This is a genomic window from Halorientalis sp. LT38, assembly GCF_037031225.1.
Lineage (GTDB): Archaea > Halobacteriota > Halobacteria > Halobacteriales > Haloarculaceae > Halorientalis > Halorientalis halophila.
Genome location: NZ_JAYEZN010000001.1, coordinates 228980 through 255893 on the forward strand (window position 1 = coordinate 228980; position 26914 = coordinate 255893).

Sequence of the window (26914 nt, forward strand, 5' to 3'; positions counted from 1 at the left end):
GCAGTGTCGCACGAGGACGACGACCGCGTCTACTACGTGATCAGCGACCTCCACGTCGGCGGCGACGAGCAACTGGGCGAGGTGGAGTTCCTGCCGGAGTTGCTCAGGTTCCTCGAACGACTCGAACGGACCGACGAGAACGCCGAACTCGTGATCAACGGCGACGCCTTCGGGCTCTGGGAGATCACGAGCGTCGACGGGACGGCGAAGTTCGACCACCTGGTGGAGACGTACCCGGACCTGTTCGAGCAGTTGCGCAAGACCGGCGAGAACGTGCGAATCACCCTGTTGCCCGGCAATCACGACCACGAACTCGCCGCCTACGACGAGTACGTCGACCGGTTCGCCGACTACAACGTGATCGTGGTCCAGGATGGGTCCCTCACCCGCCGGGTCGGCGACAGCGTCGTCTACTTCGAGCACGGCCACCAGCAGGACCCCAACAATCGCATCGAGGACTGGGGCAACCCCAACGCCTCGCCGCTTGGTTACTACTACAACACGCTCGTGACGAGTCGGGCCGGCCAGCTATCGGACCGGGGACGGTACAACTGGCTGAAGGACGTCCAGGCGGTCACCCCGACCGAACGGATGCCGGTCTGGATCCTCTCGAAGTACTTCTACCGGGAGATGAATCCGCTGATCCGGTACGCGCTGGTCCCCTTCCTCCTCCTGTTCAACGTCAGCGCCGTGGGGGCGGTGCTCGCGGGCCTGTCGCTGACGGGCGTCTGGTCGGCGCCCATCGACCTGGGCACGGCGTTTCTCGGGCAGTTCGGCACGGCCGGGACGGCGCTCTGGTTCATTCTCGCCGTGAACGTCGCCGTCACCGGCCTCCTCCTGCTCGTGGGCATCCCGCTGTACTTCCTCAGACGGGACGTGCGAAAGACCATCGACCGCTTCGGCGTCTTCGAGACGGCGCTCACGGTCGACGCCGAGCGACCGTACGCAGAGGCCGCTCGCGAGGTCTTCTCGGAGAATCCGGAGACGGCCCTCTTCTGCTACGGCCACACGCACCGACCGGCGGCCCACGAGATCGACGGTCGGTTGCTGGTCAACAGCGGGACGTGGCTCAAGCGCCTCCACCGCCGCGACGGCCCGATCGGCGTCCTCCCGCCGGTGTTCTACCCCTCCTACCAGCTCTGTGCCGTCCGCATCACGGCGGCACCGGAGGGGGTCGCCGTCGAGTACGAAGAGGTCCAGAAGCCGAGTCCGGGCACGGACGAACTCACGCTCACCGAACGACTGCTCACCCTGGGCCGGAAACCGAATCCCGAACTTCCAGACCGGACGGTCGTCGCCACCGAGTCGACCGCGGCCACGCCGGAACCGGCCGAGTGAATCGGTCGCTACCTTCGGCCCGGAAGGCGTACCGTCTGTTCGTCGACTCCCACGATCGTCAAACGGGAACGAGCACCAGCAGTAACACCAGGCCCGCGACGCCGGCGGAGCCGGGGATCACGGTGAACAGCCGCAGCGGCGCGGCCAGCAGGTAGCCCGCGGGACGGACCGTGCGGGGGAGACTGCCGGCCGTCTCCATGAGCGTCTCGGTATCGCCGACGCTGGGGAAGGCCGTCAGTGCAAAGCACGCACCGAGCCAGTAGAGTGGAACGGCGACGACCGGCGAGGAAACTGCGGGTGCGAGCGCGAACGCACCGACCGCGAGGAGCGTGTTGCAGAGCAGGGGCGCGACGGCGATGAGGAGGTCGGCGGGGAACGACTCGACGCGCTCGTGATCCAGATACGCCTCGGAGGCGAAGGGATTCAGCCCGCTCGTTCCGAGGACTTCGACGCCGGCGAGTCGACAGGCCAACAGGTGGGCGGCCTCGTGGGCGGCGATGCCGGGAGCGACGAGGGCGGTCTCCGCGGCGTAGTACAGGTCCCGGAGTGAGCGCTGCCGGTCGGTCACGTACTGGGGAACCTCGTTCGCGAGCGACGTATCTCCACCGGTCGGTGTCGAGGTCGAGCGACCCCAGCGGCGAACTGCGGCGTCTCGGCGACTGACGCCCGTCAGACGCCTGCCAAAAGTTAAGAGGGAGGCTGTGCTGGGGGTTCGTATGGACGGACCAACGCAGGAAATTACTGCCCTCGTGGGGCGGGAAGTGTACTCGAGCAACGGCGTCTTCGTCGGCGAAGTCGAGGACGTGCGACTGGACCTGGACGACGTGCAGGTCACCGGCCTGGCGCTGCACGACATCAACCGCGACCTCTTCGGCGAGCGCGTCTCGGGCAACCGCGGCGTCATCCTGCCCTACGACTGGGTGCAGGCCGTCGGCGACGTCGTGCTCGTCAGCGACATCATCGAACGGCTCCGCAAGCCCGAGGAAGAGCAGGAAGAAGAGCTGGCGGCCTGAGACTCTCGGTTCTAGCTCCCGTTACTGCCGCCCTCGCTGCCGTCGACGCCCATCGCCTGGAAGAGTTTCCCCTTCACTGCCTGCTCGGTGAGCTGGAGGAGCGTGTCGCGGTTGTCCTCGTTCGTCTCGATGCCGGTGAAGATGCCCAGCGGGATCTCCGCGCTCGCGTCGGTGGAGTGGCCCGCCGTCTCGCCCATCTCGCTGAAGGCGTCCTCGAGGACGTTCCCGATGTCCATGCGGATGTCCTTCGAGCGGGCGGCCAGGTAGATCGTCTCGTCGGCGATAGCGAACACGGCGGTCGTGGTGATCCCCTCCAGGTTGAGGAGGTGCTGGGCGGCCTGCGAGAGCGCGTCGCGGTCGCGGATGAAGCCGGCGTTGGAGATGAGATGTGAGCCCTTGACCTCGCGGTTGCGGATGGCCTCGGCGAGGACGTCGAGCGTCTCGGGTGACATCGAGGGCGACTCAACCTGTTCGAGCGTGTCGTGGTCGGCGAAGGGATAGAGATAGGCCGCGGCGGTCAGGTCGGCGGGCGTCGTGTCACGCTTGAAGTCGAGCGTCTCGGCGCGGATGCCGTAGAGCAGCGCGGTCGCGACGTGCTGGTCCAGGCCGAGGTCGAGTTCCTGGATATACTTCGTGAGGATGGTGGAGGTGGCGGAGACGTTGGGGCGGACGTCGACGAACGCGGCGTCGTGGTCGTGTTCGGGCTCGAAGTGGTCGACGACGATGTCGACGTGGTGGTCCACCTCGGGTTCGCCGCCCTTGGCGTGGTCGACCATCGCGAAGGTGTCGTAGTCCTCGAGGTCGACGTCACTGCGGGAGCGGAGTTCGATGCCCAGCAGGTTGACGAACGCCCGGTTCTCCTGGTGGCCGATCTCGCCCTGATAGATGATGTCCGCGGTCACGTCGAGACTGTCGGCGATCAGCTGGAGGGCGGCCGCGCTCGCGATGGAGTCGGGGTCGGGACTGCGGTGGATCAGGATGGCCATCCGGTCGTCGGTGTCCTCGATGACGTCGGCGAGCTGGGTGGCCTTGAACTCGAGTTCACCCGTCTCCAGCGCCCGGAGCGCGGAGTCGGCGATGACGGCCGAGGGGTTGATGACCACGTCGGCCCCGGCGTCGGTGAGTTCGTCCGCCGAGACGGGGTCGGAGGCGCGGGCGACGATGAACTGCTCGCCGCCGCGCTCGCGGACGTTGCGGACGGCCTCCAGGTTCGCCTCGACGTCCGAGGAGAGGATCAGGAGGACGTCGCGGTCCTGAATGTCGTCGGCGGTGGCGGCCTCGCGGATGTCGGCGGTGCGCGCGTCGAGGTCCTGGTCGCGGAGGGCTTCGACGCGGCCCTCGTCCTTGTCGAGGATGAGGACGTCTTTGCCTTCGGTTTCGAGTTCCTCCGCGACCGCGTGCCCCACGCTCCCACACCCGAGAATCGCATACGTAGACATCGAGGCCATCGTAATGGCGCTGCTCATTTGAATTGAGGCTCAGGTCGGGAAGCACTTATAACACGTCCCTTTTCTCTTTCACAAATCCCGCCGCGTCGCGCCGAGACGTCGCGTACGCCCGTGTGACGGCATCTACCCGCCGTCAGGCCAACCTATTTATACAGGCCACTCGTCTTCAGATGGTAGCAGATGATAGCAATGTCCATGATAGAAATTGTCTCAGGAGAACGCACTCCTCGAGTCGATTCCCGGACCGTTTCGACGGGGCGGGTCGCTCGACACCTGGGGGTGGTACGCTGACCGTCCCCGACGACATAGAGACGGTCGCCGTGATCGGCAACGGGAACGTCGGCCACGGTATGGCACAGGTGTTCGCGACCGCCGGGACGCCAGTGGTGATGATCGGGCGGAACGAGGACAGTCTCGCCGAGGCCATAGACCGTATCGACCGGAGCCTCGAACAGTTCGTCGGGCGAGGCGTCGTGAGCGAGGGCGAGCACGCAGAGGCCCTCGACCGCATCCGAACCACGACCGACATGGGCGAGGCCGCCGGGGCTGAACTGGTCCTCGAAGCCGTCCCAGCCGACCGCGAGATTCAAAACGAGGTGTACGCCCAACTCGACGACATCTGTGAGCCGCCCACCGTCATCGGGTCCGGGAGCGGCCAGCCGGTGAGCGACCTTGTCGGACCGTTCTCGAACCCCCAACAGGTCGTGGCGACCCACTTCTGGTACCCACCCCAGCTCATCCCGCTCGTCGAGGTGTGCGCCGGGCCGGAGACCGACGACGACGTCGTCCCGTGGGTGTGCGACGTGCTGTCCGACGTCGGGAAGGAGCCGGTGGTCATCGATCAGGAGATACCCGGCTTCATCGGGAACCGTCTGCAGTTCGCGATGCTCAGAGAGGCGTGGTCCCTCTGGACGTCGGGCGTCGCTTCCGCGGAAGCCATCGACGCGGTCACGCGACTCTCGCTCGGTCGACGTCTCGCGGTCACGGGCCCCATCGAGTCCGCCGACGTCGCCGGGCTGGAGACGATGTACTCCTTCGCGAAGTACCTCCAGCCCGACCTCGACGCCGACCCGAATCCCCCGGAGGCGGTCGGTGACCTGGTCGAATCGGGCCACGACGGGCCGTCGAGCGGTCAGGGCATCTACGACTGGACCGACAGGGACGCGGACGCGCTGCTCGAAGCGCGCGAGGCGGAACTGTTTCGACACCTGCTGCGAGACGAGGACGTCACGGGGTCCGACTGAGGATGCAGGACCACGCGTCCATCGTCGTCGTCGGCGGCGGCATCATCGGGGTCAGCATCGCGAACGCGCTCACGAAGGCGGGCGTCGAGGACGTGCTGGTGCTCGAGAAGGACTCGCTCGCGTCCGGGTCGACGGGGCGGTCCGCAGGCGTCATCGAGACCCAGTACTTCACGGACTTCGACGTCGCCATCCGGGCGTACTCGCTGCGGGCGTTCGAACGGGTCGCCGACGAGACCAGGGCGGAGTTCCCACAGGTCGGCTACGTCCGGTTGCTCATGGACCCGGACGACGAAGAACGGTTCAGGGAGAGCATCCGTATCCAGCGTCGCCACGGCGTCGACGACGCTCGCTTTCTCGATCCGTCCGAGGTCGCTACCGTCGTCCCGGACCTGAACGTCGAGGACGTCCACGGCGCGATCTACGGCCCCAGCGACGGGTACGCCGACCCGTACACGATGACCCAGATTTTCGCCGAGCGCGCGCGGACGAACGGGGCGACCGTTCACACCGGGGTCGCCGCCGAGTCGGTGGCCGTCGACGACGGGGAGGTGCGGGCCGTCGAGACGAGCGAGGGACGGGTCGAGTGCGAGACGGTGGTGAACGCCGCTGGACCGTGGGCCCCGAGGCTCGCCGCCCAGACCGGGCTGGAGCTACCCGCAGCGCCGTACCGTCGACAGGTCATCGTCGCGGAGCCGCCCGAGGAGGACGCCCCCGACTACACGATCCCGACTGTGATGGAGTACGTGCCCGGTGGGTCGAAGGCGGGCGTGTACTTCCGCGGGGAAGGAGCGAACCAGGTGCTACTCGGACTCCACCAGGAGGTCGGCACGGACGAGGAGCCCTCGGACCCGGACAGATACTCTACGGACTACGACGAATCGGTCGTCCTGGAGATTTCGGACCTCCTCGACCACCGTGCGCCGGCCTTTTCCGACCTCTCGGTGGTGAACGGTTGGAGCGGCCTCTACACGATAACGCCGGACACCCAGCCTATCATCGACACTCACCCGTCGATCGACGGCTACGTCCTGGCCGCCGGCTTCAGCGGCAAGGGGTTCCAGATCGGCCCGGCCGTCGGGGAGATCGTCTCGGACCTCGTCCTCGACGGCGAGACCGATCTGGTCCCGGACCTCTCCCCGGTCAGTCTGAGCCGATTCGAGTGACGAACCGCTCCCTGTGGTGACGGCCGCGTTCGTTTCATCGTTCGGATCGTCACCTCTCGCGTCGAGAGGACGGCGCTCGGGATAGAAGCACGCTTCGGGTCTGAAATCGGGTGACGCCGACGGGAGGCTGACACAGGAAAGGAAACGTATTTCAATACGACCCCGTTACCTTGAATCGCCAGGGCCGATAGCTCAGTCCGGCAGAGCGACGGCCTCTTAAGCCGTCGGTCAAGGGTTCAAATCCCTTTCGGCCCGTAATTCCTGGCGTCGCTCACTCACGAGCGACGCCGAATTTCGATAGAAAGGATTTGAACGAGACTGGCTGGAGTCCGAGCGTAGCGAGGAAGCAGCCAGGCGTAGTTCAAATTCCGACCGACGGAGTCGGTCGACGTGCGCGACAGTGGTCGCGCACTCCCTTTCGGCCCGTAATTCCTGGCGCTCGCAACTCGCGAGCACCGGTACCTGAGTTCCGTTGAGCGACAGGGCCGCCGAAGGGATTTCCGACGGCCGCCCGAAGTCGGGGTATGAGACGCAGACGCGACTTCCTCCGCGTGGGCGCGGTGACGGTGGGCGCCACGCTCGCGGGCTGTTCGTTCCTCGACAGTAACTCACAGCCGGAAACGAACGTCGGCACCGAAGCGATCGCGACCGGGTTCACGGCGCCGCTGGGGATGGAGCCGATACCGGACAGTAACGGGTTCTTCGTCGCGGACCAGGCCGGCCAGATCCATCTGGTGGGTTCGAGTGGCCGGCGCGAACGGCCGGTACTGGACCTGACCGACCGCATGGTCGACCTCAATCCGGGGTACGACGAGCGGGGGCTGCTCGGCATCGCTACGGGGCCGAACTTCGCGGAGCGCAGACGGCTGTTCGTCCGCTACAGCGCGCCGCTGCGGTCCGGGATGCCGGAGGACTACAGTCACACCTTCGTCCTGTCGTCGTTCGCGGTGGACGCGGAAGGACGGTCGAATCCGGACAGCGAACGGATCGTACTGGAGATCCCGCAGCCACAGGCGAACCACAACGCCGGGTCGATCACGTTCGGCCCGGACGAGTTCCTCTACGTCGGGGTGGGGGACGGCGGTGGGGGCAACGACGTCGGGACGGGACACGTCGAGGACTGGTACGACGGGAATCCGGGCGGGAACGGGCAGGACGTGTCCGAGAACCTGCTCGGCAGCGTCCTCCGCATCGACGTTCGTGAGGGCGCCGGCGGGGCAGGCGACAGTCGCGCGTACGGCATTCCGGACGACAACCCTCTCGTGGGACGCGACGGGTTGGACGAGCACTTCGCGTGGGGCTTCCGCAACCCCTGGCGCTTCTCGTTCACCGACGGGCGCTTCTTCGTCGCGGACGTGGGCCAGAACCTGTACGAGGAAGTCAGCATCGTCGAATCGGGAGGCAACTACGGGTGGAACGTCCGCGAGGGGGCCCACTGCTTCGACGCTGGCGCGCCGGGATCGCCGCCCGAGGACTGTCCGGCCGAGACGCCCGACGGGTCACCCCTCCGGGAGCCGATCGTCGAGTACGCACACGAGGGCGACGAGATCAGCGGCATCTCGGTCATCGGCGGGTACTTCTACACCGGGGGTATCGGGCCCCTCGCGGATCGCTACGTGTTCGGCGACTATCGGGCCGATGGGACGATCTTCACCGCCAGCGAACCCGACGACGGCGGGCTGTGGGATCTCTCGCGGGTCGCGCTGGATGACGGCGAGGGTGAGCCGCCGGGGGAGTTCCTGCTGGCGTTCGGTCGCGACGCCGACGGGGAACTGTACGTCCTGACGACCGACGAGGGCGGGCCCCGGGGCAGTTCCGGGGCGGTACACCGGCTGGTCGCGGTGTAGCTCGGTGGCTAGTTCGCCGACAATTACTTGGGTCGATAACGCGCAGTCACGCCCGATGTCCGACTTCCAGCGGTACACCTGCGACACGTGTTCGGAGGAGTACAGCGCGCATCCGGCGTCGAACGCCGCGGCGAACGCGTACTGTAGTCCGGCGTGTGAGACGAACGGGAAGGGACTCTAACTGAGAGACGGCTGCCGGGGCGTCTACTCGCCGGGGCTGTAGTTGGGCGCCTCGTCCGTGATGACGACGTCGTGGGGGTGGCTCTCCTGCTGGCCGGCCGAGGAGACCCGGACGAACTCGGCGCGCTCCTTGAAGCCTGGGATCGTCTCCGCGCCGACGTAGCCCATCCCGCTCTTCATACCGCCGACGAGCTGGTGGAGTTCGTCCTCCAGCGGACCCTGATAGGGTGTGGCGGCCTCGACGCCCTCGGGGACGAAGTCCTCGTCTTCGTCCTCCTCGACGTCCTTGAGGTAGCGGTCGCCACCACCCGACTTCATCGCGCCGACCGAGCCCATCCCGCGGTACTGCTTGTACTTCTTGCCGTTCATCGTGATGACCCGGCCGGGGGCCTCGGCGGTCCCGGCGAAGTAGGAACCGAGCATCACGGCGTCGGCGCCTGCGGCGATGGCCTTGATCGCGTCGCCGGAGTAGCGGATGCCGCCGTCGGCGATGACGGGCACGTCGTGCTCGCTGGCGACGTCGGCGACCTGCGCGACGGCCGTGATCTGGGGCATCCCGGAGCCGGTGACGACCCGGGTCGTACAGATCGAACCGGGGCCGATGCCGACTTTGACGCCGTCGGCGAAGTCGACGACGGCCTCCGCGGCCTCGCGGGTCCCGATGTTGCCGACGACCACGTCCGCGTCGACGAGGGACTCGATCTCGCGGGCGCTGTCGATCACGTTGCGGTTGTGGGCGTGGGCACAGTCGATGAACAGCACGTCCGCGCCGGCCTCGTCGGCCGCGGTCGCGCGGTCGGTCTCGAACGGGCCGACGGCGACGCCGGCGCGGAGCTTCCCGTCCTCGTCGCGGGCGGCGTCGTCGTACTGGCGACGCTGGAGGATGCCCTGCATCGTCACCAGCCCGACGAGCCGGTTCCCGTCGTCGACGATGGGGACGCGCTCGATCTTGTTGTCGTACATCAGCTCCAGGGCCTCGCGGGCGGTGACGTCCTCGGGCGCCGTGATGACTTCGTCGGTCATCGCTTCGGTCACCTCGTCGCGCTCGCCGACCTCCAGGTACGGGCGGATGTCGGTGCCGGAGATGATGCCGAGCACTTCGTCGTCGTCGTCGACGACCGGGGCGCCGGAGACGCCCGCCTTCTCCATCATCTCGTCGACCTCGCGGACGGTCTGGCCGGGGCTGGCCGTGACCACGTCGCGGATGATGAGCTCGTCGGCGCGTTTGATCCGCTCGATCTCGGTGACCATCTGGTCGATGGTCATGTTGCGATGGAGGACGCCCAGTCCACCCTGGCGTGCCATCGCGATGGACATGTCGCTCTCCGTGACGGTGTCCATCGCCGCCGAGAGCACCGGCACGTTGAGATCGACGGTCTTCGAGACGCGGGTCGTCGTGTCGGCGTCGTCGGGCTCGACGCGACTCTCCTTGGGTCGCAGGAGGACGTCGTCGAACGTCAGCGCCTCCGGAACCCGGAGTTTCTCCGAGAAGAACTCGTTGTCGTTCGCCATGTAAATCGTGGAACCGGCCGGGGGAAAAACGTTGCGAGACGCCCCGTCCGCGGGGACCGGTCACAGGTCGAATCCGCCCCGTCCCCGGTTCTCGATTGGTGCCCGAGAAACTGGTCGTTTGAACCGTATCTGCGCCGATAGTGGACCATTCACCGAATGGTCGCAGTCGAGGCTGGACGATTCGTGGTGCATGAGGCGGTATCCCACACAACGTTTATGGCTCCGTCAATACTTGATACGAGTATGCACTCCGCCAGCCAATCGAACGTGCGTGTCGCGTGCGAACCGCCCGTGGTCACGGGTGGGGACAACACATTCTGCGACACTCGCACATTCGGCGTGGCGGAGATCGCGGCCACGACGGACGCGGCCGACGGCCGACGTCGGTCCGCCCCGGTATATCGTGGACACCACCCGATGGCCACGGGAGAGGGCCGCTCGCACTGAATGAGTAAATCTCAGCATCCGGTCGCGCTCCGCATCGAGCAGCGCGTGGGCGGTGCGACGCGCCTGCTCGCGACCGTCATGTGCCTCCCGCTGCTCGACGGGATCTTCCCGGCCCTCGTCCTCGCCGGTGCCCTGTCCGATCCGGCGGGCATCCTCGAAGTCGGCCTGCTGATCTTCGGCGGGAGCGCGACCGTCGCGGTCATCCTCGCCGACATTGACGGCTCGCCGACCGAGCAGGCCAAGTCCGTCTTGCTCGTCGGGAGCGTCCTCGTCGTCGGCGCCGTCGTCGAGGCAGCGCTGGCGCCGACCATCGCCGGCGTGCTCGATCTGGCGGTGTTCGAGCGCTTCGCCGCACTCGTGATCCTGGCCGTCGCGGCCCAGACCGCGAGCGCGCGCATCGGCGACTTCCTCCCCCGGCCGGCGATCATCATCGGCCTGGGGCTCGTCGCCAGCGTCGACCCGTCGGGCACCGGCCTCGTAGTCCAGGTCGACCCCGAGCTGATGGTCCGCGCGGCCGCTGCGGCGCTCGTGGCGGTGCTCTTCGCGCTCCACCTCGCGCTGTTCGGCCCGTGGCTCCGCGACGTGGTCGACATCGACCGGTTCCGGTTCGGGAGCGCCGTCGCGCTCGGGGTCCTCCCCCTGGGCCTGTTCGGCCTCGTCCCCGGCGACGCGCCGCTGGCGCTGGCCGTGCTCGGGATGACCTTCCTGTTCGCCTTCGACCCGCAGCGGTCGGTCGAGGACGTCTGGCCGCCCGGCGGCGGGGACGACGACGCAGACGGCGACGACGAGTACGACTCGGTCGGACCCGCCAGCGCCGACACCGTCTCGGAGGAGGATCGCGCCCCCTGGCTGTAGTGTCGCGTCGAAGGGAAGGCTTAGGGGGGTGACCGCGCGAGTGAGGATATGGCCGACAACCGCGTGGTCCAGGGCCGGATGGTCACGCCCGGCAAGCTGGCCGAGATCATCGAAGGCGAGAGCGTGATGGACGCCGAGGCGATCGCCGAGGCAGACAGGGACTGCCCCGACTGCGGCGGGAACGTCCTCGAAGTGGGCTACATGCCCTCGGTGACGGAGTTCGTCACCGGCCAGAAGTGCCAGGACTGCGACTGGGCGAGTACCGATCGGGACTGACCGAATCGAAATCCCTTTAGGGAGACTGATCCAAGCGACTACTGCGGGGTCGTGGCCAAGTCCGGCATGGCGACTGACTCCAGAGGCACCGCGCCCGGTGACGAAACTCCAGACTGATATACTGAGCGGCCGACTGATCATCGACCGCGCTGATGACCCTCTGGAGTTCCGAGGCGCGACCGGAGATATCAGTCGATCGGGAGTTCAAATCTCTCCGACCCCACTTCCTGACGAACCGACGTCACCGAGCACCGCCCATACCGTGCGGTGATTCAGATACTCGAACGGGGACGCTGGGGCCGAACCGGCCTCAGTCGTCGGTCTCGATCAGTTCGAACGTCGTTCCTCCACAGCTCGGACAGTCGTCTCCGCCGACCGGTGCCAGCGTCGAAACGATCCCGAAAACGACGCTCCCACAGGAGCTACAGCGGATATTTTCTGGCACGGCGGCCATTGGGCTGCAACCCAGATTACTGGTGTGCCTAAAACATTAGATCGGAACCTCCTTCGTCACGATCGAATCCTCGATCGGTCGCCGGACGCGGGCTTCGGCCCGCGAATCAGGGCCACTCGCTCGCGGGTTCGTCCTCGCGTTCGGACACGAGTTCGATCAGGGGTCGGATCTCCTCGAAGTTGGGGCCGCGCCTGATCGCGTCGGCCTCCCGATCCCAGGAGACGACCCCGGCGGCGTCGAGTCTGGGGAGATGGCGGTGGTAGAGTTCCGATTCGAACCGCTGGGCTGCGTTCTCGTCGCTTCGCAGTTCGTCGGGCGTGAACTCTGATGCCTCCCGGGGGCTGCACTCTGCGATCGTCGTGAGGACGTGACGCCGCGTCTCGTCGCTCAGCACGCTGAACAACCCGTCGAGGCCGACCGTCGATTTGGTATCCGACTGTGCCATATCGATACCTGTAGGGAGACGCCCTAACGGGTGCTGCCTAAAATTTTGGTCCCATGCCACGCGGTCACGAGCGTCGGTCCGGCGGGTTCCATGGGAGGCAGTCCCCGCCTACCCCTCGTACTCGTGTTCGTTGAGCGTCGTGAACATGACGTCCTCCAGTACGGCGTCGCTGGTCGCCTCGAGGACGACGGGCGGCGCGACGCCCGCTTCTTCGGCTTCGAGCCATCGGCCGACGCAGAGACACCACCGATCGCCGGGTTCGAGTCCGGGGAAGTCCAGTTCCGGCCGGGGCGTGACGAGGTCGTTGCCCCGGCGGGCGCTGAACTCCAGGAACGTCTCGGTCACGACGGCGCAGATCTCGTGTCGGCCGCCGTCGGCCGGGTGGGGTCGACAGCAGCCGTCGCGCTCGAAGCCGGTCGTCGGCTCCTCGCTGCAGGGCTCCAGTTCCATGTCGAGGACGTTCCGTTCGTCGGACGCGCCCGTCGCGCTGCGGTCGTCGTCGCTCATAGGCTCTCACCGTCGTTCGCGTCGTCGTTCTGCTGGGCGTCGACGACCGCGACGGCCGCCAGGTTCACGATGTCGTTCACTTCGTCGCCCCGCTGGAGCACGTGGACTGGCTCGTCCATGCCGACGAGCATCGGGCCGATGGCCTCGGCGCCGCCGAGGCGCTGGAGGAGCTTGTAGCCGATGTTGCCGGCCTCGAGGTTCGGGAACACGAGGACGTTCGCGGGGCCGTCGAGGTCCGTGAACTCGTAATCGTCGGTCAGCAGATCCTCGACGACGGCGGTGTCGGCCTGCATCTCACCGTCGACCGGGAAGTCCACAGTGGGGTCGGCACGGAGGCGATCAGCGGCGACGCGGGGTTTGCGCGTGCCTTCGTTGTCGACGCTCCCGAAATCGGAGTAGGAGAGCAGGGCGGCCCGGGGCTCGACGTCGAACCGGCGGGCCAGTTCGGCGGTGTGGCGCGTGACCTCTTCGAGGACGTCGGCGTCGGGGTTCTGGTTGACGGTGGCGTCGGCGACGAAGACGACGCGGTTCTTGAACGTCAGCATGTACACCCCCGCCGCGTACTCGGCGTCGTCGGCGGTGCCGACGACCTGCAGCGGCGGCTTGAGGGCGGAGGGATAGTTGTGGGTCAACCCCGTCAGCATGACGTCGGCGTCGCCCATCTCGACCATGACGCTGGCGAGGTAGTTGCCGTCCTCGACGAGCTCCTCGGCCTCCGTCCGGGTGATGCCGTTGCGCTTTCGCAGTTCGTACAGCCGCTCGGCGTAGGGGTCGAGCTGGTCGTCCTCCGGGTCGACGACGACGGGGTCGAAGTCCAGGCCGAGGTCGTCGATCGACCGCCAGATCTCCTCGCGGTCGCCGATCAGGATGGGCTCGGCGATGCCCTCGGCGACGAACTGGTGGCCCGCGCGAACGATCTTCTCGTCGTCGCCCTCGGCCAGCACGACCCGCTTTGGCTCGTTCGTGGCCCGGTTGAGGACGACGCGCATCATCTCCCGCGATTTGCCGAGGCGGGCTTCCAGTCGCTCGCGGTATTCGTCGAGGTCGAGTTCTCGGCGGGCCGCGCCGCTGTCCATGGCCGCCTCGGCGACGGTGGTGGCGACCTCGAACAGGACTCTGGAGTCGAGTGGCTTGGGGATGATGTAGTCGGGGCCGAACTGGAGCGGTTCGTCGTCGTAGGCCTTCCGCACGGCGTCGGGGACGTCGGTCCGGGCGAGACGGGCGATGGCCTCGGCGGCGGCGACTTTCATCTCCTCGTTGATCTCGGTCGCGCGGGCGTCCAGCGCCCCGCGGAAGATGAAGGGGAACCCCAGGACGTTGTTCACCTGATTGGGGTAGTCCGAGCGACCGGTCGCGACGACGACCGTGTCCTCGCGGGCGCTCTTGGCTTCCTCGTAGCCGATCTCGGGTTCGGGGTTTGCCATGGCGAACACGACGGGGTCGTCGGCCATCGACCGGACCATCTCCGGGGAGACGATGCCGCCGACCGAGAGGCCGACGAACACGTCAGCGCCCTCCATGGCGTCCGCGAGGTCGCCGCTCTCCCCTGGCGAACTGGCGAAGGGCTCGACGAACTCGTCGAGGGCCTCGCGCTCGGTCGTGATGATCCCGTGTTCGTCGCACATGGTGATCTGTTCGCGCGGGACGCCCAGCGAGACGTAGAAGCGAGCCGTGGCGGTCGCGGCCGCGCCCGCTCCGGCGAAGGTGATCTGGAGGTCGTCGAGGTCCTTGTCGAGGATGTGGCTGGCGTTCAGGAGGGCAGCACCGGTGATGATCGCGGTGCCGTGCTGGTCGTCGTGGAAGACCGGGATCGACATGCGCTCGCGGAGGCGCTCCTCGATCTCGAAGCACTCGGGGGCCTTGATGTCCTCCAGATTGATGCCGCCGAAGGTCGGTTCCATCCCCGCGACGGCTTCGACGAACGCGTCGGGGTCGTCGAAGTCGTACTCCACGTCGAAGACGTCGATGTCGGCGAAGCGCTTGAAGAGGACGCCCTTGCCCTCCATCACAGGCTTGGAGGCCTGCGCGCCGATGTCACCCAGGCCCAGGACGGCGGAGCCGTTCGAGACGACGCCGACGAGGTTGCCCTTCGCGGTGTAGGTGTAGGCGTCGGTCGGGTCGTCGTCGATGGCCCGGCAGGGGGCGGCGACGCCCGGTGAGTACGCGAGGCTGAGATCCCGCTGCGTGTTCGTCGGTTTCGTGGTGTCGATCTCGATCTTCCCGGGTGGATCGGCCCGGTGGTACTCCAGTGCGTCCTCGTCCAGTCCCATACAGAGGGCAGTCTCCCCGGCGACAAAAATCGTGCCCGACCCGCGCGGGCAGGTCCCACACCCCTGGTGGGCGTCGCCGAGGGCCTGCCCGTCGCCGGAACCGGGACGTTTTCGCCCCTCGCGTCCCTCGATGCACGCGATGGACGCCGATACCCCCGGTGGCACTCGGCTCCGCGGCGTCGACCTGGCGCTGATCGCTGCCGTCGCGGTGGCACTCGTCGCGATCCACGTCGTCGTCCCGCCGAGTGCGCGATCGGGGCTGGCCCTCCACCACGACGCGGTCGACCCGCTGGCGCTGTACACCGGGGCGTTCGTCCACCTCGATCTGGCACACCTGCTCGGCAACGTCGGCGGGTTCGTCGCCGCGGCGCTCGTGGCCTACGGCCTCTGCGTCCAGGCCGGCCGTCGCCGCTGGTTCCTGGTCACGTTCGCCGGCTTCCTCCTCGTCCTCCCCGTGGCCGTGAGCCTCACGAGTTACGCAGTACTCGGGGCGTTCTACCCGTGGATCGACCCGGTGAGCCGCGGCTTCTCCGGCGTCGGCGCCGGCTTCGCCGGCTTCGTCTTCGTCGCCCTGCTGGCCGTCCTCGGTCGACGGTACGGCTTTCGGATCGTGGGCTTCGTCGGCCTCGGCGTCTGGCTGCTGCTGCTGCTCGAGGTGTACCTCATCTACGCCGGCCGCGTCTCGCTGGCAGTTGGCGGACTCGTCGTTATCGGCTGGACGGCCTGCCTCTGGGGGCTCAGGCGGGAGCTCGCGGGCCCACCGGAATCGCTCCGGCGACGGATCGAGGACGAACTCCCACACCTGCTGCAGGTGGGCCTGGTCGTCCTCCTGCTCGTGAGTTTCGTCTCGGTCCTGTTCCCCGCGACCATCGTCGACGACGGCGCCGTCACCGACGTGTTCGCCCACGCCGCGGGCTTCCTCTACGGCCTCGGCGGCGCGACGCTGACCCACCGGTACGTGTCCGAACGCTGATCGGGGAAAGAGTTATGTGTGGCACTGACTAACACGGAAGTGGAGCCCCACGACGCTGGGGGTTCCCGACGGGAACGACCGTCGTATCCGTTCGGGAATTGGCATCGGCGACAGAGCAGGACTCCCGGAACACGGCTGGCCAGCCGACGTACGCCCGGGATCCGGTTTTTCAGGTACCCCTACCCAGAGAGGACGCAGTCGCGTCCCCGGTGCAGTTTTCACGCCACGCGACACATCGGGAGCCATGTCCGACCGCGACCTGAGTTTCTGGGGGTGGGGCTACGCCGAGAAGTTCCCCGACGAGGACGAGCGCCGCGAACTCAAAGACCGGCTGGAGACCATGCTGGGGTTCCCCGAACGCGAACTCCGGGACCCGCCCGCCCTCGACGAGGTGTCGATCCCCGACTCGACCGTGTCGGTCCCCGAAGACCTCGCCGGCGTCTGTTCCACCGCCATCGAAGACCGGATCAGGCACGCCTACGGCAGCGGGTACCGCGACATCGTCCGCGGGTTTCGCGGCGAGTTCGAGAGCGCGCCTGACGTGGTGGCCGAACCGGAGACCGAAGATGAGGTCCGCGCCCTCCTCGACTGGGCGACCGAGAACCGGGTCGCGGTCGTCCCCTACGGCGGCGGGACGAGCGTCGTCGCGGGCGTCGAGTGTGACCCGGACGGCGACGACGCGGGGTACGCGGGCGTCTGCTCGCTCGACCTCCGGGCGATGGACCGGGTGCTGGAGGTCGACGAGCACTCACGGACCGCGCGGATCCAGGCCGGCGCGACGGGGCCCCAGATCAACGACCAGTTGCGCGAGCACGGCCTCCAGCTACGACATTACCCCCAGTCCTACGAGTTCTCGACGCTGGGTGGCTGGATCGCCACCCGCGCAGGGGGCCACTTCGCCACCGTCTACACCCATATCGACGACTTCGTCGAGAGCGTCCGGATGCTCACGCCCTCCGGGGAGTTCGAGTCGCGGCGACTCCCGGCCTCCGGCGCCGGCCCGGACCCGAACCGATTGGTTCTGGGCTCCGAGGGGACGCTCGGCGCCATCACTGAGTCCTGGGTACGCGTCCAGCCTCGCCCGTCCCACCGGGCGAAGGCCTCGGTGCGGTTCGCTGACTTCGACGCGGCCGTCGACGCCACCCGCGAGATCGTCCAGGCCCGGCTCTACCCGGCGAACTGCCGCCTGCTGGACAGCCGCGAGGCCATGATGAACGAGGTCGCGATGGACGGCAGCCACGTCCTCGTGCTGGGCTTCGAGTCCGTGGACCACCCCGTCGACGACGAACTGGACCGGGCCATCGAAATCGCCGAGGCCCGTGGCGGGACCGTCTCCAGTGGTCCGCGCTACGAGGGGCCACACCGGGACGACGCCGAGGCCGGCGGGAGCGATGGTGGTGACGAGGACGACGAGAACGACGACGCCGGGGAGTGGCGTTCGGCCTTCTTCGAGGCGCCCTACAAGTTCAACGCGCTGGTGAGCATGGGCGTGATCGTCGACACGTTCGAGTCCGCGGTCACCTGGGACCAGTTCGATCGGCTCCACGCCGAGATCACCGAGCAGGTCACCGCGACGATGCAAGAGGAGTGCGGCGCGGGCTTTCTCTCCTGCCGGTTCACGCACGTCTACCCCGACGGGCCAGCGCCGTACTACACCCTGCTCGCGCCCGCCGATGTCGGCCGGGAACTCGAACAGTGGCGCGAGATCAAGGCCACCGCTTCGGACGTGATCGAGGAGTACGGCGGCACGATCACCCACCATCACGCCGTCGGGCGCACCCACCGCGAGTGGTACGAGGCGGAGTCCCCCGACGAGTTCCGCGACGCCCTCCGCGCCGCGAAGGAGAGACTGGATCCCGAGGGGATCATGAACCCCGGTGCGTTGCTGGAGTCGGAGTGACAGGTACGTCGGGCGAGGGACTTAGGTGGGGCGGGTCCGAACCGCGGGTCATGGACGGGCGGCTGCCGGGCGTGGCGCGGGACCGTCGCGAGCAGGTGATCTGCCACGTCGACATGGACTGCTTCTACGCCGCCTGCGAACGTCTCCGGGAACCTGCCCTCGAAGGCGAGCCCCTCGTCGTCGGCATGGGCTACGAGTCCGGCGACACTCACGGCGCCGTCGCGACCGCCAGCTACGAGGCCCGCGAGTTCGGCGTCGAGAGCGCGATGGCCATCTCCCAGGCCCTCGAACTGCTGCCCCGGAGAGCGGACGCCGACCCGGACGACGAGGACATCCCCGACCCCGAGGAGTCGGGCTTCTACCGCACGGTCGACCTGGAGTACTACGAGTCGGTCGCCAGCGAGGTGAAAGACGTGCTCCACGACACTGCCGACACGGTCCGGGAAGTCAGCGTCGACGAGGCCTACCTCGACGTCACCGACACCGTGGACTGGGACGAGGCCGAGCAGTTCGGCGACGACCTGAAATCGCGGATCGAATCCGAGGTGGGCGTGGCCGCCAGCGTGGGCGTCGCGCCGGCGATGAGCGCGGCCAAGATCGCGAGCGACCACGACAAACCGGACGGCCTCGTCGTCGTCGAACCCGGCGAGGTCCGATCCTTCCTCGCGCCGCTCCCCGTCGAGGAGGTCCACAACGTCGGCCCCGTGACGGCCCGGGAACTGCGCTCGATGGGCGTCGAGACTGCCGGCGACCTGGCCGAGGCCGACGTGGACCGGCTCGCCGATCGGTTCGGCGAGCGCGGCCGCGAGATCTGGTCCTACGCCCGCGGGGAGGACGAGCGACCCGTAGAACCCGTCGGGAAGCCGAAGAGCCTCTCGCGGGAGTCGGCGTTCACCGACGCGACCGCGGATCCGGAGCGAAAACGCGACCGGGTCCGCGCGCTGGCCGGCGACGTCGCCGAGCGAGCGCGCGGCAAGGACGCCCTCTACCAGACGATCGGTATCAAAGTGGTCACGCCGCCGTTCGACGTGCACACGCGGGCCGAATCGCTCCCCGGGCCCGTTCAGGACGGCGCCCTCGTCGAGGACGTGGCGCTGGATCTGTTAGAGGAGTTCCGGGGCGACGAGGTCAGGAAGGTCGGCGTCCGCGTCTCGAACCTGGACTTCTCGGACTCGGAGCAGACCAGCCTGACGGGGTTCGAGGGCGCCGACACCGGTTCGTCAGCGGACCAGTCGAACCACTCACTCGGCGAGTTCGCCGGCTCCGAGGCGGACGGGGACGACGGTCCGAGCGCCGGACAGACGTCGCTGGGCGAGTTCGAGTAGCGGCGGGGAGCCCCGTCGGTCACCGCTCGATCTGCACGCCGGACACCTCGAACCGCGCCCCGCCGGAAGACGACTTCTGGTCGTCTTCCGAGCCCCCACTCGCTTCGCTCGCGGGGACGCCCGCCTCGCTCTCGGTCACGGCGATCGACCAGTCGTGGGCGTCGGCGATCTCCTGCACGATCGCCAGCCCGAACCCGGTCCCCGACTCGTTGGTCGTGAACCCGGACTCGAACACGTGCTCTCGCACGTCTTCGGGGATGCCCCGACCGTCGTCTTCGACGTAGAACCCGGCCGCGTCGTCGAGGGGGCCGACGCGGATCGTGAGGTCGTCACCGCCGTGCTCGATCGCATTTCGAAAGAGGTTCTCGAGGAGCTGCTGGAGGCGGTCGGAATCGGCCTGCAGGACGAGATCCCCGTCGACGACGAGTTCGGCGTCGCCTGTCTCGACGAGGTCCCAGCACGCCTCCACGAGCGACCGTAACTCGACGCGCTCGGTTTCGTCGATCGGCTGGCCCTGGCGAGCGAGCGTGAGCAAGTCGTCGATGAGCGCCTCCATACGGCCGTGCGCACCGGCGATCGCTGTCAGGTGTTCGTTGTCCCCGGCGGCGCGGGCGAGTTCGAGCCGCGAAGTGGCCACGTTGAGGGGGTTCCGCAGGTCGTGGGAGACCATGTTCGCGAACTGATCCAGGCGCTCGTTCTGGCGTTCCAGTTCCCGGCGGTACTGCTCGCGGTGCGTGACGTCGGTCAGTGTGATCAGCCGGCCGAGTTGCCCCTGATCGACGCCGAACGGGTTCTCGGTGAGGCGGAAGTAGCGCGTGTTCCCGTCACGCTCCATCTCGACGATCTCCGTCCCGTCCGCGAGCGAGTCGTCGACGACGGGCAACACCGCGGCGAGCGGTTCGCCGGTCGTCTCCGGCAGCCGTAGCACGGGGAACAACTGGGCCGCGCTTTCGTTGTAGTCGCGGATCCGGTCGTCCTCGTTGAGGAGGACAACTGGCTCGTCGTGTCCCGCCGCGAGCTGGATGAGTCGGAAGTGATCGAGGTAGACGTACGAAAACCCGACGGCGAAGATGGCCACACCGAGCGGCTCGTAGGTGATGTCGACCAGATACGTGCTCTCGTACCCGAGCACGTCGAGGACGATCGGCAGGCCCGTGACCCCGAGCAGGGCGACGAACGGCTTCGTGTCGTAACTGATCTGCATGAACAGCTCGAGGAGCATGAAGTAGCCCACGAGCGCCAGCGCGTAGGAGAGGCCCATCACCAGCCAGTGAAACAGCCCGGTCTCGACGGCGAGGTGTGGGAACGGCGTCGCGACGGCCCGGGTCGTGAAGTAGTAGCCGTGGAGCGGGTTCGTCAGTTTCACCAGGACGATCGCCAGGAAGACGGCGATGGCCGTGTGGCGGATCGTCACGTTCCGGTGCAGCGAGCGGCCGGTGAAGGCCGAGCAGAAGTAGAGCCACGGCCCGACGGTCGCGAAGCCGACGACCAGACCGAGCATGTAAAATGCGGTCTTCAGCGCCGGCGAGGGCGCGAGGAGGAAGCCGACGTGGGCGGCCGCCCAGGCGCCACTCAGGAGGAGGAGCCAGACGACGCCGCGTCGCGTGTCGGGGTCGTCGATACGCCGTGCGCGGCCGGCGCTCGCGATACAGGCGATCGCCGCCGCACCGAACACGAGGACGTAGCCCAGAAAGAGCCCGTCAACCGCCAATAGTGATCACCCGGGGTGGCAACCCGTACATCGAGGAGCGCACTAGTCGAGCCCGCTCTCGAGGTTCTCGAGCAGTTTTCCGACGAACAGGCCCATCCGCGGCGAGAGGGCATCTTCGACCCCCGCCGGTGGGTCGGCGGGGTGGGTGTGTAACATCTCGACGAACGATTCGCCGTGGGTCATCGCCTCCGTCATGTCGACGACGTCCACGATCATCCCCTCGTCCCCCGTGTCGAGGTCCTCGTAGTACTCTTTCTCCCACTCGGAGTACTCGATGGTCCAGGCGTGCCCGCCCACCGCGTCGACGATCCGGTCGAGCGCGCCGACCTCCAGCAGTCCCTCGTCGGTCTCGACGTAGACGGTGTCGTCCTCCACGGTGGTTTCGTGGCGTCGCATGGTCTGTGCACCCGGTCACGCCCGGCACTGTTGGGGTGGTTACCCCCCATCAGGTAAATCGCTTCTCCCCGTTTCAGTCGTCGACTCGCGACCGTCCGTCCCCGCGCCCTCGTTCGACTAAATTGGTTTACCGTTCGTTTCAGCTATATTAATCGTCTCTGCCGACGTATCAACGGCATGCACCGATACCGTCAGTGCCGTGCGGAGTCCCACACCGTGAACGCCGCGACCGTCGGAGACCGACCGTGACGGCCGAGGAGTTCGAGCGACTCGACGGCGTGGGCTCGGTCAGGGCCCGCCAGCTCGCGGAGGCGGGGTTCGAATCGCTCGCGCAGCTGGTGCGGGCGGATCTCGGCGACCTGACGGCCATCGACGGCATCGGCGACGCGACGGCGACGGACATCGTCGCCTCGGCGACGGCCCTGCTCGACGAGAGCGACCCGGCGATCCGGCCCACCACGTCACTCCTGAAGACCCATCGCGACGCGGTCTTCGACGTTTACACGCCCGTCCTGGCGGAGCCGTACCGAATCGACGCGACGGTCGCTGATCGGCCCAGCCCTTCGGAAACCGATGCTACCCCCGAGCAGCGGGCCGAAACCGATCCGAGACCAGACCGTCCCGAACGGGCGACCGGTGGTGACGGGAGCGCCGCCGCGGCCGCGAGCCGGCTGCTCGCAGCCGAAGCCGACGCCGACGGCCGCATCGGACGCGAGCCGCTGCGGGCGAGCGACTTCGACGTCGACGTCCGCCTCGGCGTCGCCCCGGCTGACGCGTTCGAGAAACGGGGGACGACGGCGCTGGCCGCGGCGGGCTTCGCGTCGGAAGACGCCGAGCGCATCGTTCGGGCCGGCGCGGCGGTGGAACGATGGCTCGCCGACGACGCGGATCGCGGTCGGCGACTCCTCACGGATCGCGCGGGCGCCGTCGAGGCGGCCCTGGCGAGAGAGGATGCGAGCGTCGAGCCCGCGTCGGTTCTCGACGCCGTCGACCCCGAACCCGCCCGGACCGGGCTGTCGAGCGTCGGGTTGCGATCGCTCACAGTGCGGCCCGCCAAGGGGGTGCGCTGATGCGAACCCCGTACGAGACCGGCGGGTACGATCTGGTCGTCCAGGTCAGCGAGCGGGAGTTCAACGACCAGCTCGCGGCGCTGTACGCCGCCGGCTCGTCGCAGTTCCCCCACCAGGTCCGACAGACGTTCTCGCTTTTGTCCTCGACCGGGACGGTGAACTTCCTGTTCGACACGCCGTGGCTCCACCTGGGCACCGACCCCCAGCACCGGCGGGCCGTCTCCCGGTACGACTGGCGCGTCGCCGACGACTCGCTGTCCGTGGCCGAGCCGGAGCAGCTGACGCTGTTTCTCCCATTCAGCGAGGCCTCGCTCGACATAGAGAGCGGAATGAGCGCCGCGGACGTGGACGGCTGCGTCATGGTCCAGCACCCGATCTCCGTCTGGTCGCCGCGCGGGCAGTCCGACCGACGGCAGGTGGGTCTCGACTTCGACGCGGGCGTCGAGCGCATCGAGGTCGGATTCACGCCCCAGACCGTCACCCGCCTCGAAACCGAGAACGCGCTGCTCCCGTCGCTCCTCCGCGGGAAGCTCCAGGGCGAAGTCGCGACGCTCCTCGAACGGGACGTGGGACGGGTCGAACTCGCTCCCGACGCCATCGCTGTCGCCGACGACGACGATCCGCTGACGCCGGCGACTGTCGAGCCGATCCTGCTCCGCAGCGGCGTGCGCGGCCTCGCGCTGGCGCTACCGACCCAGCCGGACACGACCGGCGATCCAGACGCGTTCGGGGCGCCCAGCGCCGACGCGTCCGAACCGGTGGTCGCGCTGCTCGACGCCGACACGCTGCTCGCAGAGATCGTGCGACCGGCACTCGCCGGCGGCCTCGGCGTCTCCCCGAACGCGTTCGATCGACCCTGTCGGCTGAACCGGAGCGTGGACCTGGACACCTCTGGCATCTCTGAACTGGACGACCTCGACCTCCGCACCTTGCGCGCTCGCATCGACGGCGATCACGTCCGGGTCGACGGAACCTTCGACGGCGAGGGGTCGGCCAAGGGCTTCCCGTTTACCGTCGAAGGCTCGTTCCGCGTCCGGATCTATCTGGAACTCGACGACGGCGACCTGGCGGTGCGTGTCGAGGCCGACGATCCCGAGGTCGACATCGACTTCCCGGCCTGGGTGTACGTCGTCGCGACGGGCATCGGCGTCCTCACGGGCGGGATCGGCGGTGCGGCGATCGGCGCGACGCTCGTGCTGATCGTCGAACTCCTCGTCGACGCGCTCTCAGATCCGATGAGCGGCGGTGCGCTGGCAGCCCAGTTCGGGACCGACGGGCTCGACGTGCCGCTCGGTCCGGCCGCGTCGGGGCTGACCCTCAGCGCGGTCGAACTGACGACCGACGCGCTCGCCATCGGGGGTCGCCCCGTGACCGACAGCGGGGCACCGGTCGCCGCCAGGTCCGGTGAGCGCACGATCACCAGCGGCACGGCCGTCGACCTCGACACGGGAGACGTCGGCGCTGTCAGCGACGTCGCGGAGGCGGATCTCGCCTGGACGACTGGTCCACAGGGAGCGGGCGTCTACGCCCGGTCCGGTGCGATCTTCGCCCCGCTGGCCGGGCAGGCGTACCGGTCGCTGTCCGTCGTCGACCTCGAACAGGCGGAGTTCGAGGGGAGTTCACATCCGACGATGCTTCCGGCCGCGCTCGTCCCGCGGCCTGGCTGGCTCTGGGGCGGGATCGGTCCGCGACTGGTCTTCGCGGTTCGGACGAGCGAGAACCGCTACGCGAAGTGTCGCGTCGGGCGCCGCGCGGACGGTCGGCTGACCCTCGAGTACGTCACCTACGACCGGCCGACGCCGGGCGTGGAACCGGTCGTGCTGAGTTCGATCCGGGAGCGCGAATACCTCGAATCCGGGACGGACTCCTGGCCCCACGTCACCTGTGCGGGCGGGTTCGGGTTCAACGGCCGCCGGTTCGGCGGCGGCGTGCACACCGAGTCCCGCTCCGGGGAGTACACGATCGACGAGGTATCCCGGGAGATCACCGCGACGACCCGGACGTCGCTGCTCGCCCACCCGATCCGGTCCGTCGAGTGGTCGCTCGACGGCCACGTCCTCGCCGGGTCCGGAACCGTCATCGTCGGCGACGGTCACGAGGTCGAGTACGCCGTCCGCGACGACGGCCTCGAACTCGTCACGGAACTCGGAAAGGAACTCGCCGAACCACTGTCCGTGACCGTCGTCGACGACCGGGGGCTGACGGTCACCGGTCGGGAGTGGCTGCGCTTCGACGGCGTCGAGAAGGAGGGCGGCCGTTCGCCAGAGGACCTCGCCGCCGCGCGCGAGGCGATCGACCACTGCCTGCTCGCCCGGCGGGACGACGTCTTCGGACCCGGGGGCGTCCAGCCGGATCCGCTGCCCCCGTGGGCGGACCGGCTCGACCGGCTCGCGGGCGGACAGACGCTCCCCGATCCGGGGACAATACTGCCGGCAGAAGACGAGGCGGCCCATTTCGGACGGAACGACGGCTTCGCGCTCGGTGAGACGGACGCTCGACTGGCGGCGCTCAGCCTCGATCAGTCGGCCGTCGACCGGGCGCTCCGCCGCGGTCTGGACGGGAGCGAACGGATCGACCGGCTGTAACCGCCATTCGAGGTCCGCTGCGCCGGGTCCGCCGGCGGGGCGCGTCTGACGGCTGGCTGACGGATGATTATGTCGTCGGAGCTACTCCCTCCGGACGAGCGATGGGAGACGCACAAGAGACTATCACGGTCGCCGAGTTGAGCGACGGGCCGCCGATCGGCCAGACGCCGGACCAGTCGGTCGAGTTGCCCGTCGTGGAGATCCTGACGGGCCGCGGATTCGTCACCGGAAAGTCGGGCGGCGGGAAGTCGAACACGGCGAGCGTCATCATCGAGAAGCTGCTCGACGGGGGCTACCCCGTGATGATCGTCGACATCGACGGCGAGTACTACGGACTCAAGGAGGAGTACGAGATCCTCCACGTCGGCGGTGACGAAGAGTGTGACATTCAGGTGACCGTCGATCACGCCGAGAAGATCGCGTCGCTGGCCCTGGAGAAGAACGTCCCCATCATCCTCGACGTCTCCTCGTTCCTCGACGAGGACGAGGCCGGAGAGCTCCTGACGGCCGTCTCCAAGCGGCTGTTCGCCAAGGAGAAGAAGCTGAAACAGCCCTTCCTGATGCTCGTCGAGGAGGTCCACGAGTGGATCCCGGAGAAGGGCTCCGTCGGCGAGTGCGGGAAGATGCTCATCAAGATCGGCAAGCGCGGGCGCAAACACGGCCTGGGCATGGTCGGCATCAGCCAGCGCCCGGCCGACGTGAAGAAGGACTTCATCACGCAATGCGACTGGCTGGTCTGGCACCGGCTCACCTGGAACAACGACACGAAGGTCGTCAGCCGCATCCTCGACAACGAGTACGCCGAGGCCGTCGAGGACCTGAACGACGGCGAGGCGTTCATGATGAACGACTGGTCCGAGTCGATCCAGCGCGTCCAGTTCCACCGCAAGAAGACCTTCGACGCCGGCGCGACCCCCGGCCTCGACGACGTGGAGCGTCCGGACCTCAAATCGGTCAGTTCCGACCTCGTCTCCGAACTCGAGGAGATCAGCGAGGAGGAGAAACGGACCGAAGACCGCATCGAGGAACTGCGGACGCAACTGGACGAGAAGAACTCCCGGATCGCCGAACTGGAGAAGGAACTCCAGGACGCCCGCGACATGTCGCGGATGGCCGATCAGTTCGTCGACGCGCTACTCGACACCGTCAAGGGGGTCAACCCCGGCCGGACCGAGCAGGAACGGATGCGGCAGAAGCGACGGCTGGCCGCCGGCGAGGACGGCGCCGACGGCGCTGAGTCCGCACAGGTCCAGCAAGAGACGGCCGCCGCCGGTGACGGCGGCACGGTCGTGGACTCGACGGCCGAACCGCGATCCGGCGGCGAACCCCCGACCGCAGAGGCGAACGATGCCGAGGCCGCGACTGCGGACGCAAACGACGCCGAGGCCCCGACTGCGGACGCCGGCGACGATGAAACCGCCGACGCGACGATGGGGCAGCAGGTGGCGACGGACTTCTTCGACGGGCCGGCCGGAGACCCGGACCGGAACGGAACCGACGAGTCGGCCGACGACGGCGACGTGGCAGCCGCGATGGCGGCGGTCGGTGGCCAGGGCGACGTGATCGACGGCGAATCCGGCGCCACCTTCTCGTTCGACGCCGAGGACCCCTGGCCGGGCGAGATCCCGGAGGAACGCCGGGAAGTCGTCGAGGGCCTCCGACGGGCCGTCGAGGCCATGCCCGGGAAGACCCGCGGGATGTTGCGCTACTACCGGAAGGAGGGGCCGGCCAAGCCCCTGGACGCCCACTTCGCGGGCGGCGGCGACGGCGACCGGACGAAGGCATACGCGCACAACCGGACCCTGCGCACCCACGGCTTCATCGAACACGCCGGCCGCGGCTACTACGCCTACCGGCTGGCCGACCTGATCGAGGAGGAGGCCGGCGGCGAGTTCGAGGCCGAAGAACTGAACGCGCTCGTGACCGCCGTCGAAGACGCATTCGTGAAGTGAGCG

At 68.1% G+C, this 26914-nt stretch carries 22 protein-coding genes and 2 tRNA genes; 16 read left to right on the plus strand and 8 right to left on the minus strand.

Annotated elements, in window-relative coordinates; all coding sequences use genetic code 11:
• The first annotated feature begins 3 nt into the window (after positions 1–3).
• Positions 4–1338: a metallophosphoesterase gene (locus tag U5918_RS01280; RefSeq protein ID WP_335998881.1), complete on the plus strand. Its 1335-nt coding sequence runs from the start codon at positions 4–6 to the stop codon at positions 1336–1338.
• 58 nt (positions 1339–1396) lie between these two features.
• Here U5918_RS01280 and U5918_RS01285 read toward each other — a convergent pair whose 3' ends face one another.
• Positions 1397–1906, minus strand: coding sequence for a hypothetical protein (locus U5918_RS01285; protein ID WP_335998883.1), 510 nt, complete (start codon positions 1904–1906; stop codon positions 1397–1399).
• A 148-nt stretch (positions 1907–2054) separates the two neighbouring features.
• On the opposite strand from U5918_RS01285, the gene U5918_RS01290 reads away from it, so the two are divergent.
• Positions 2055–2351 carry a PRC-barrel domain-containing protein gene (locus tag U5918_RS01290; RefSeq protein ID WP_335998884.1) on the plus strand — a complete coding sequence of 99 codons (297 nt, stop codon included), beginning with the start codon at positions 2055–2057 and terminating at the stop codon, positions 2349–2351.
• Positions 2352–2362: 11 nt separating this feature from the next.
• Here U5918_RS01290 and U5918_RS01295 read toward each other — a convergent pair whose 3' ends face one another.
• The gene (locus tag U5918_RS01295) at positions 2363–3817 is read right to left on the minus strand and encodes a DHH family phosphoesterase (protein ID WP_418771143.1); all 1455 of its coding nucleotides are present in this window, start codon (positions 3815–3817) and stop codon (positions 2363–2365) included.
• 152 nt (positions 3818–3969) lie between these two features.
• On the opposite strand from U5918_RS01295, the gene U5918_RS01300 reads away from it, so the two are divergent.
• From U5918_RS01300 to U5918_RS01320, 5 genes are all read left to right on the plus strand, one after another.
• The gene (locus U5918_RS01300) at positions 3970–5043 is read left to right on the plus strand and encodes a 3-hydroxyacyl-CoA dehydrogenase family protein (RefSeq protein ID WP_335998886.1); all 1074 of its coding nucleotides are present in this window, start codon (positions 3970–3972) and stop codon (positions 5041–5043) included.
• A 2-nt stretch (positions 5044–5045) separates the two neighbouring features.
• Positions 5046–6206 carry an NAD(P)/FAD-dependent oxidoreductase gene (locus U5918_RS01305; protein ID WP_335998888.1) on the plus strand — a complete coding sequence of 387 codons (1161 nt, stop codon included), beginning with the start codon at positions 5046–5048 and terminating at the stop codon, positions 6204–6206.
• Positions 6207–6387: 181 nt separating this feature from the next.
• Positions 6388–6461 (plus strand) — tRNA-Lys (locus tag U5918_RS01310).
• A 269-nt stretch (positions 6462–6730) separates the two neighbouring features.
• Entirely contained in the window at positions 6731–8053 is a 1323-nt protein-coding gene (locus tag U5918_RS01315; RefSeq protein ID WP_335998890.1) for a PQQ-dependent sugar dehydrogenase, read from the plus strand.
• A gap of 55 nt (positions 8054–8108) precedes the next feature.
• On the plus strand, positions 8109–8234 hold the full coding sequence (locus tag U5918_RS01320) for a hypothetical protein (protein ID WP_335998891.1): 126 nt from the start codon (positions 8109–8111) through the stop codon (positions 8232–8234).
• Between the two features lie 23 nt (positions 8235–8257).
• On the opposite strand, the gene guaB is transcribed toward U5918_RS01320, so the two are convergent.
• A complete protein-coding gene (gene guaB / locus U5918_RS01325) occupies positions 8258–9745 on the minus strand; it encodes an IMP dehydrogenase (RefSeq protein ID WP_335998893.1) in 1488 nt (495 codons plus the stop codon).
• Positions 9746–10192: 447 nt separating this feature from the next.
• Between guaB and U5918_RS01330 the strand changes: the two genes are divergently transcribed.
• The 3 genes from U5918_RS01330 (at position 10193) to U5918_RS01340 (ending at position 11546) form a co-directional block, all read left to right on the plus strand.
• Positions 10193–11047, plus strand: coding sequence for a DUF5794 domain-containing protein (locus tag U5918_RS01330; protein ID WP_335998894.1), 855 nt, complete (start codon positions 10193–10195; stop codon positions 11045–11047).
• Positions 11048–11095: 48 nt separating this feature from the next.
• Positions 11096–11323, plus strand: a complete 228-nt coding sequence (locus U5918_RS01335) for a DUF5795 family protein (protein ID WP_335998897.1) — start codon at positions 11096–11098, stop codon at positions 11321–11323.
• Between the two features lie 45 nt (positions 11324–11368).
• Positions 11369–11546 (plus strand) — tRNA-Trp (locus tag U5918_RS01340).
• Positions 11547–11883: 337 nt separating this feature from the next.
• On the opposite strand, the gene U5918_RS01345 is transcribed toward U5918_RS01340, so the two are convergent.
• From U5918_RS01345 to U5918_RS01355, 3 genes are all read right to left on the minus strand, one after another.
• Positions 11884–12222: a DUF7344 domain-containing protein gene (locus tag U5918_RS01345; protein WP_335998898.1), complete on the minus strand. Its 339-nt coding sequence runs from the start codon at positions 12220–12222 to the stop codon at positions 11884–11886.
• A gap of 108 nt (positions 12223–12330) precedes the next feature.
• On the minus strand, positions 12331–12729 hold the full coding sequence (locus tag U5918_RS01350) for a DUF2237 family protein (protein WP_335998900.1): 399 nt from the start codon (positions 12727–12729) through the stop codon (positions 12331–12333).
• Complete coding sequence (locus U5918_RS01355; RefSeq protein WP_335998902.1) at positions 12726–14999, minus strand: NADP-dependent malic enzyme; 2274 nt, start codon at positions 14997–14999, stop codon at positions 12726–12728. Before U5918_RS01355 ends, U5918_RS01350 begins: the two co-directional genes overlap by 4 nt.
• 139 nt (positions 15000–15138) lie before the next feature.
• Here U5918_RS01355 and U5918_RS01360 point away from each other — a divergent pair, with 139 nt between their 5' ends.
• The 3 genes from U5918_RS01360 to U5918_RS01370 all read left to right on the plus strand — a co-directional run bounded on the left by U5918_RS01360 (position 15139) and on the right by U5918_RS01370 (position 19197).
• Entirely contained in the window at positions 15139–15972 is an 834-nt protein-coding gene (locus tag U5918_RS01360) for a hypothetical protein (protein ID WP_335998904.1), read from the plus strand.
• 244 nt (positions 15973–16216) lie between these two features.
• Positions 16217–17872 carry an FAD-binding oxidoreductase gene (locus U5918_RS01365; protein ID WP_335998906.1) on the plus strand — a complete coding sequence of 552 codons (1656 nt, stop codon included), beginning with the start codon at positions 16217–16219 and terminating at the stop codon, positions 17870–17872.
• Between the two features lie 50 nt (positions 17873–17922).
• Complete coding sequence (locus tag U5918_RS01370) at positions 17923–19197, plus strand: DNA polymerase Y family protein (RefSeq protein ID WP_335998907.1); 1275 nt, start codon at positions 17923–17925, stop codon at positions 19195–19197.
• Positions 19198–19216: 19 nt separating this feature from the next.
• Here the strand turns inward: U5918_RS01370 and U5918_RS01375 are convergent, their stop codons facing one another.
• The gene (locus U5918_RS01375; RefSeq protein ID WP_335998908.1) at positions 19217–20908 is read right to left on the minus strand and encodes an ATP-binding protein; all 1692 of its coding nucleotides are present in this window, start codon (positions 20906–20908) and stop codon (positions 19217–19219) included.
• 42 nt (positions 20909–20950) lie between these two features.
• Positions 20951–21304 (minus strand): hypothetical protein, encoded by a 354-nt coding sequence (locus U5918_RS01380; protein WP_335998909.1) that lies wholly within the window; start codon positions 21302–21304, stop codon positions 20951–20953.
• A gap of 245 nt (positions 21305–21549) precedes the next feature.
• Between U5918_RS01380 and U5918_RS01385 the strand changes: the two genes are divergently transcribed.
• The 3 genes from U5918_RS01385 to U5918_RS01395 all read left to right on the plus strand — a co-directional run bounded on the left by U5918_RS01385 (position 21550) and on the right by U5918_RS01395 (position 26911).
• Complete coding sequence (locus U5918_RS01385; RefSeq protein ID WP_335998911.1) at positions 21550–22374, plus strand: helix-hairpin-helix domain-containing protein; 825 nt, start codon at positions 21550–21552, stop codon at positions 22372–22374.
• Positions 22374–24959: a hypothetical protein gene (locus tag U5918_RS01390; RefSeq protein WP_335998913.1), complete on the plus strand. Its 2586-nt coding sequence runs from the start codon at positions 22374–22376 to the stop codon at positions 24957–24959. The genes U5918_RS01385 and U5918_RS01390 overlap by 1 nt, the downstream gene beginning before the upstream one ends.
• A 101-nt stretch (positions 24960–25060) precedes the next feature.
• Positions 25061–26911, plus strand: coding sequence for a helicase HerA domain-containing protein (locus U5918_RS01395; RefSeq protein ID WP_335998914.1), 1851 nt, complete (start codon positions 25061–25063; stop codon positions 26909–26911).
• Positions 26912–26914 lie beyond the last annotated feature (3 nt).

What these genes read in the sequence shown, in the direction of transcription:
- U5918_RS01350 (WP_335998900.1), bottom strand. Translation starts at nt 12,729, where the DNA reads ATGAGCGACGACGACCGCAGCGCGACGGGCGCGTCCGACGAACGGAAC.
- U5918_RS01380 (WP_335998909.1), bottom strand. Translation starts at nt 21,304, where the DNA reads ATGCGACGCCACGAAACCACCGTGGAGGACGACACCGTCTACGTCGAG.
- U5918_RS01345 (WP_335998898.1), bottom strand. Translation starts at nt 12,222, where the DNA reads ATGGCACAGTCGGATACCAAATCGACGGTCGGCCTCGACGGGTTGTTC.
- U5918_RS01305 (WP_335998888.1), top strand. Translation starts at nt 5,046, where the DNA reads ATGCAGGACCACGCGTCCATCGTCGTCGTCGGCGGCGGCATCATCGGG.
- guaB (WP_335998893.1), bottom strand. Translation starts at nt 9,745, where the DNA reads ATGGCGAACGACAACGAGTTCTTCTCGGAGAAACTCCGGGTTCCGGAG.
- U5918_RS01290 (WP_335998884.1), top strand. Translation starts at nt 2,055, where the DNA reads ATGGACGGACCAACGCAGGAAATTACTGCCCTCGTGGGGCGGGAAGTG.
- U5918_RS01390 (WP_335998913.1), top strand. Translation starts at nt 22,374, where the DNA reads ATGCGAACCCCGTACGAGACCGGCGGGTACGATCTGGTCGTCCAGGTC.
- U5918_RS01365 (WP_335998906.1), top strand. Translation starts at nt 16,217, where the DNA reads ATGTCCGACCGCGACCTGAGTTTCTGGGGGTGGGGCTACGCCGAGAAG.
- U5918_RS01370 (WP_335998907.1), top strand. Translation starts at nt 17,923, where the DNA reads ATGGACGGGCGGCTGCCGGGCGTGGCGCGGGACCGTCGCGAGCAGGTG.
- U5918_RS01395 (WP_335998914.1), top strand. Translation starts at nt 25,061, where the DNA reads ATGGGAGACGCACAAGAGACTATCACGGTCGCCGAGTTGAGCGACGGG.
- U5918_RS01335 (WP_335998897.1), top strand. Translation starts at nt 11,096, where the DNA reads ATGGCCGACAACCGCGTGGTCCAGGGCCGGATGGTCACGCCCGGCAAG.
- U5918_RS01355 (WP_335998902.1), bottom strand. Translation starts at nt 14,999, where the DNA reads ATGGGACTGGACGAGGACGCACTGGAGTACCACCGGGCCGATCCACCC.
- U5918_RS01330 (WP_335998894.1), top strand. Translation starts at nt 10,193, where the DNA reads ATGAGTAAATCTCAGCATCCGGTCGCGCTCCGCATCGAGCAGCGCGTG.
- U5918_RS01320 (WP_335998891.1), top strand. Translation starts at nt 8,109, where the DNA reads ATGTCCGACTTCCAGCGGTACACCTGCGACACGTGTTCGGAGGAGTAC.
- U5918_RS01295 (WP_418771143.1), bottom strand. Translation starts at nt 3,817, where the DNA reads ATGAGCAGCGCCATTACGATGGCCTCGATGTCTACGTATGCGATTCTC.
- U5918_RS01360 (WP_335998904.1), top strand. Translation starts at nt 15,139, where the DNA reads ATGGACGCCGATACCCCCGGTGGCACTCGGCTCCGCGGCGTCGACCTG.
- U5918_RS01315 (WP_335998890.1), top strand. Translation starts at nt 6,731, where the DNA reads ATGAGACGCAGACGCGACTTCCTCCGCGTGGGCGCGGTGACGGTGGGC.
- U5918_RS01300 (WP_335998886.1), top strand. Translation starts at nt 3,970, where the DNA reads ATGGTAGCAGATGATAGCAATGTCCATGATAGAAATTGTCTCAGGAGA.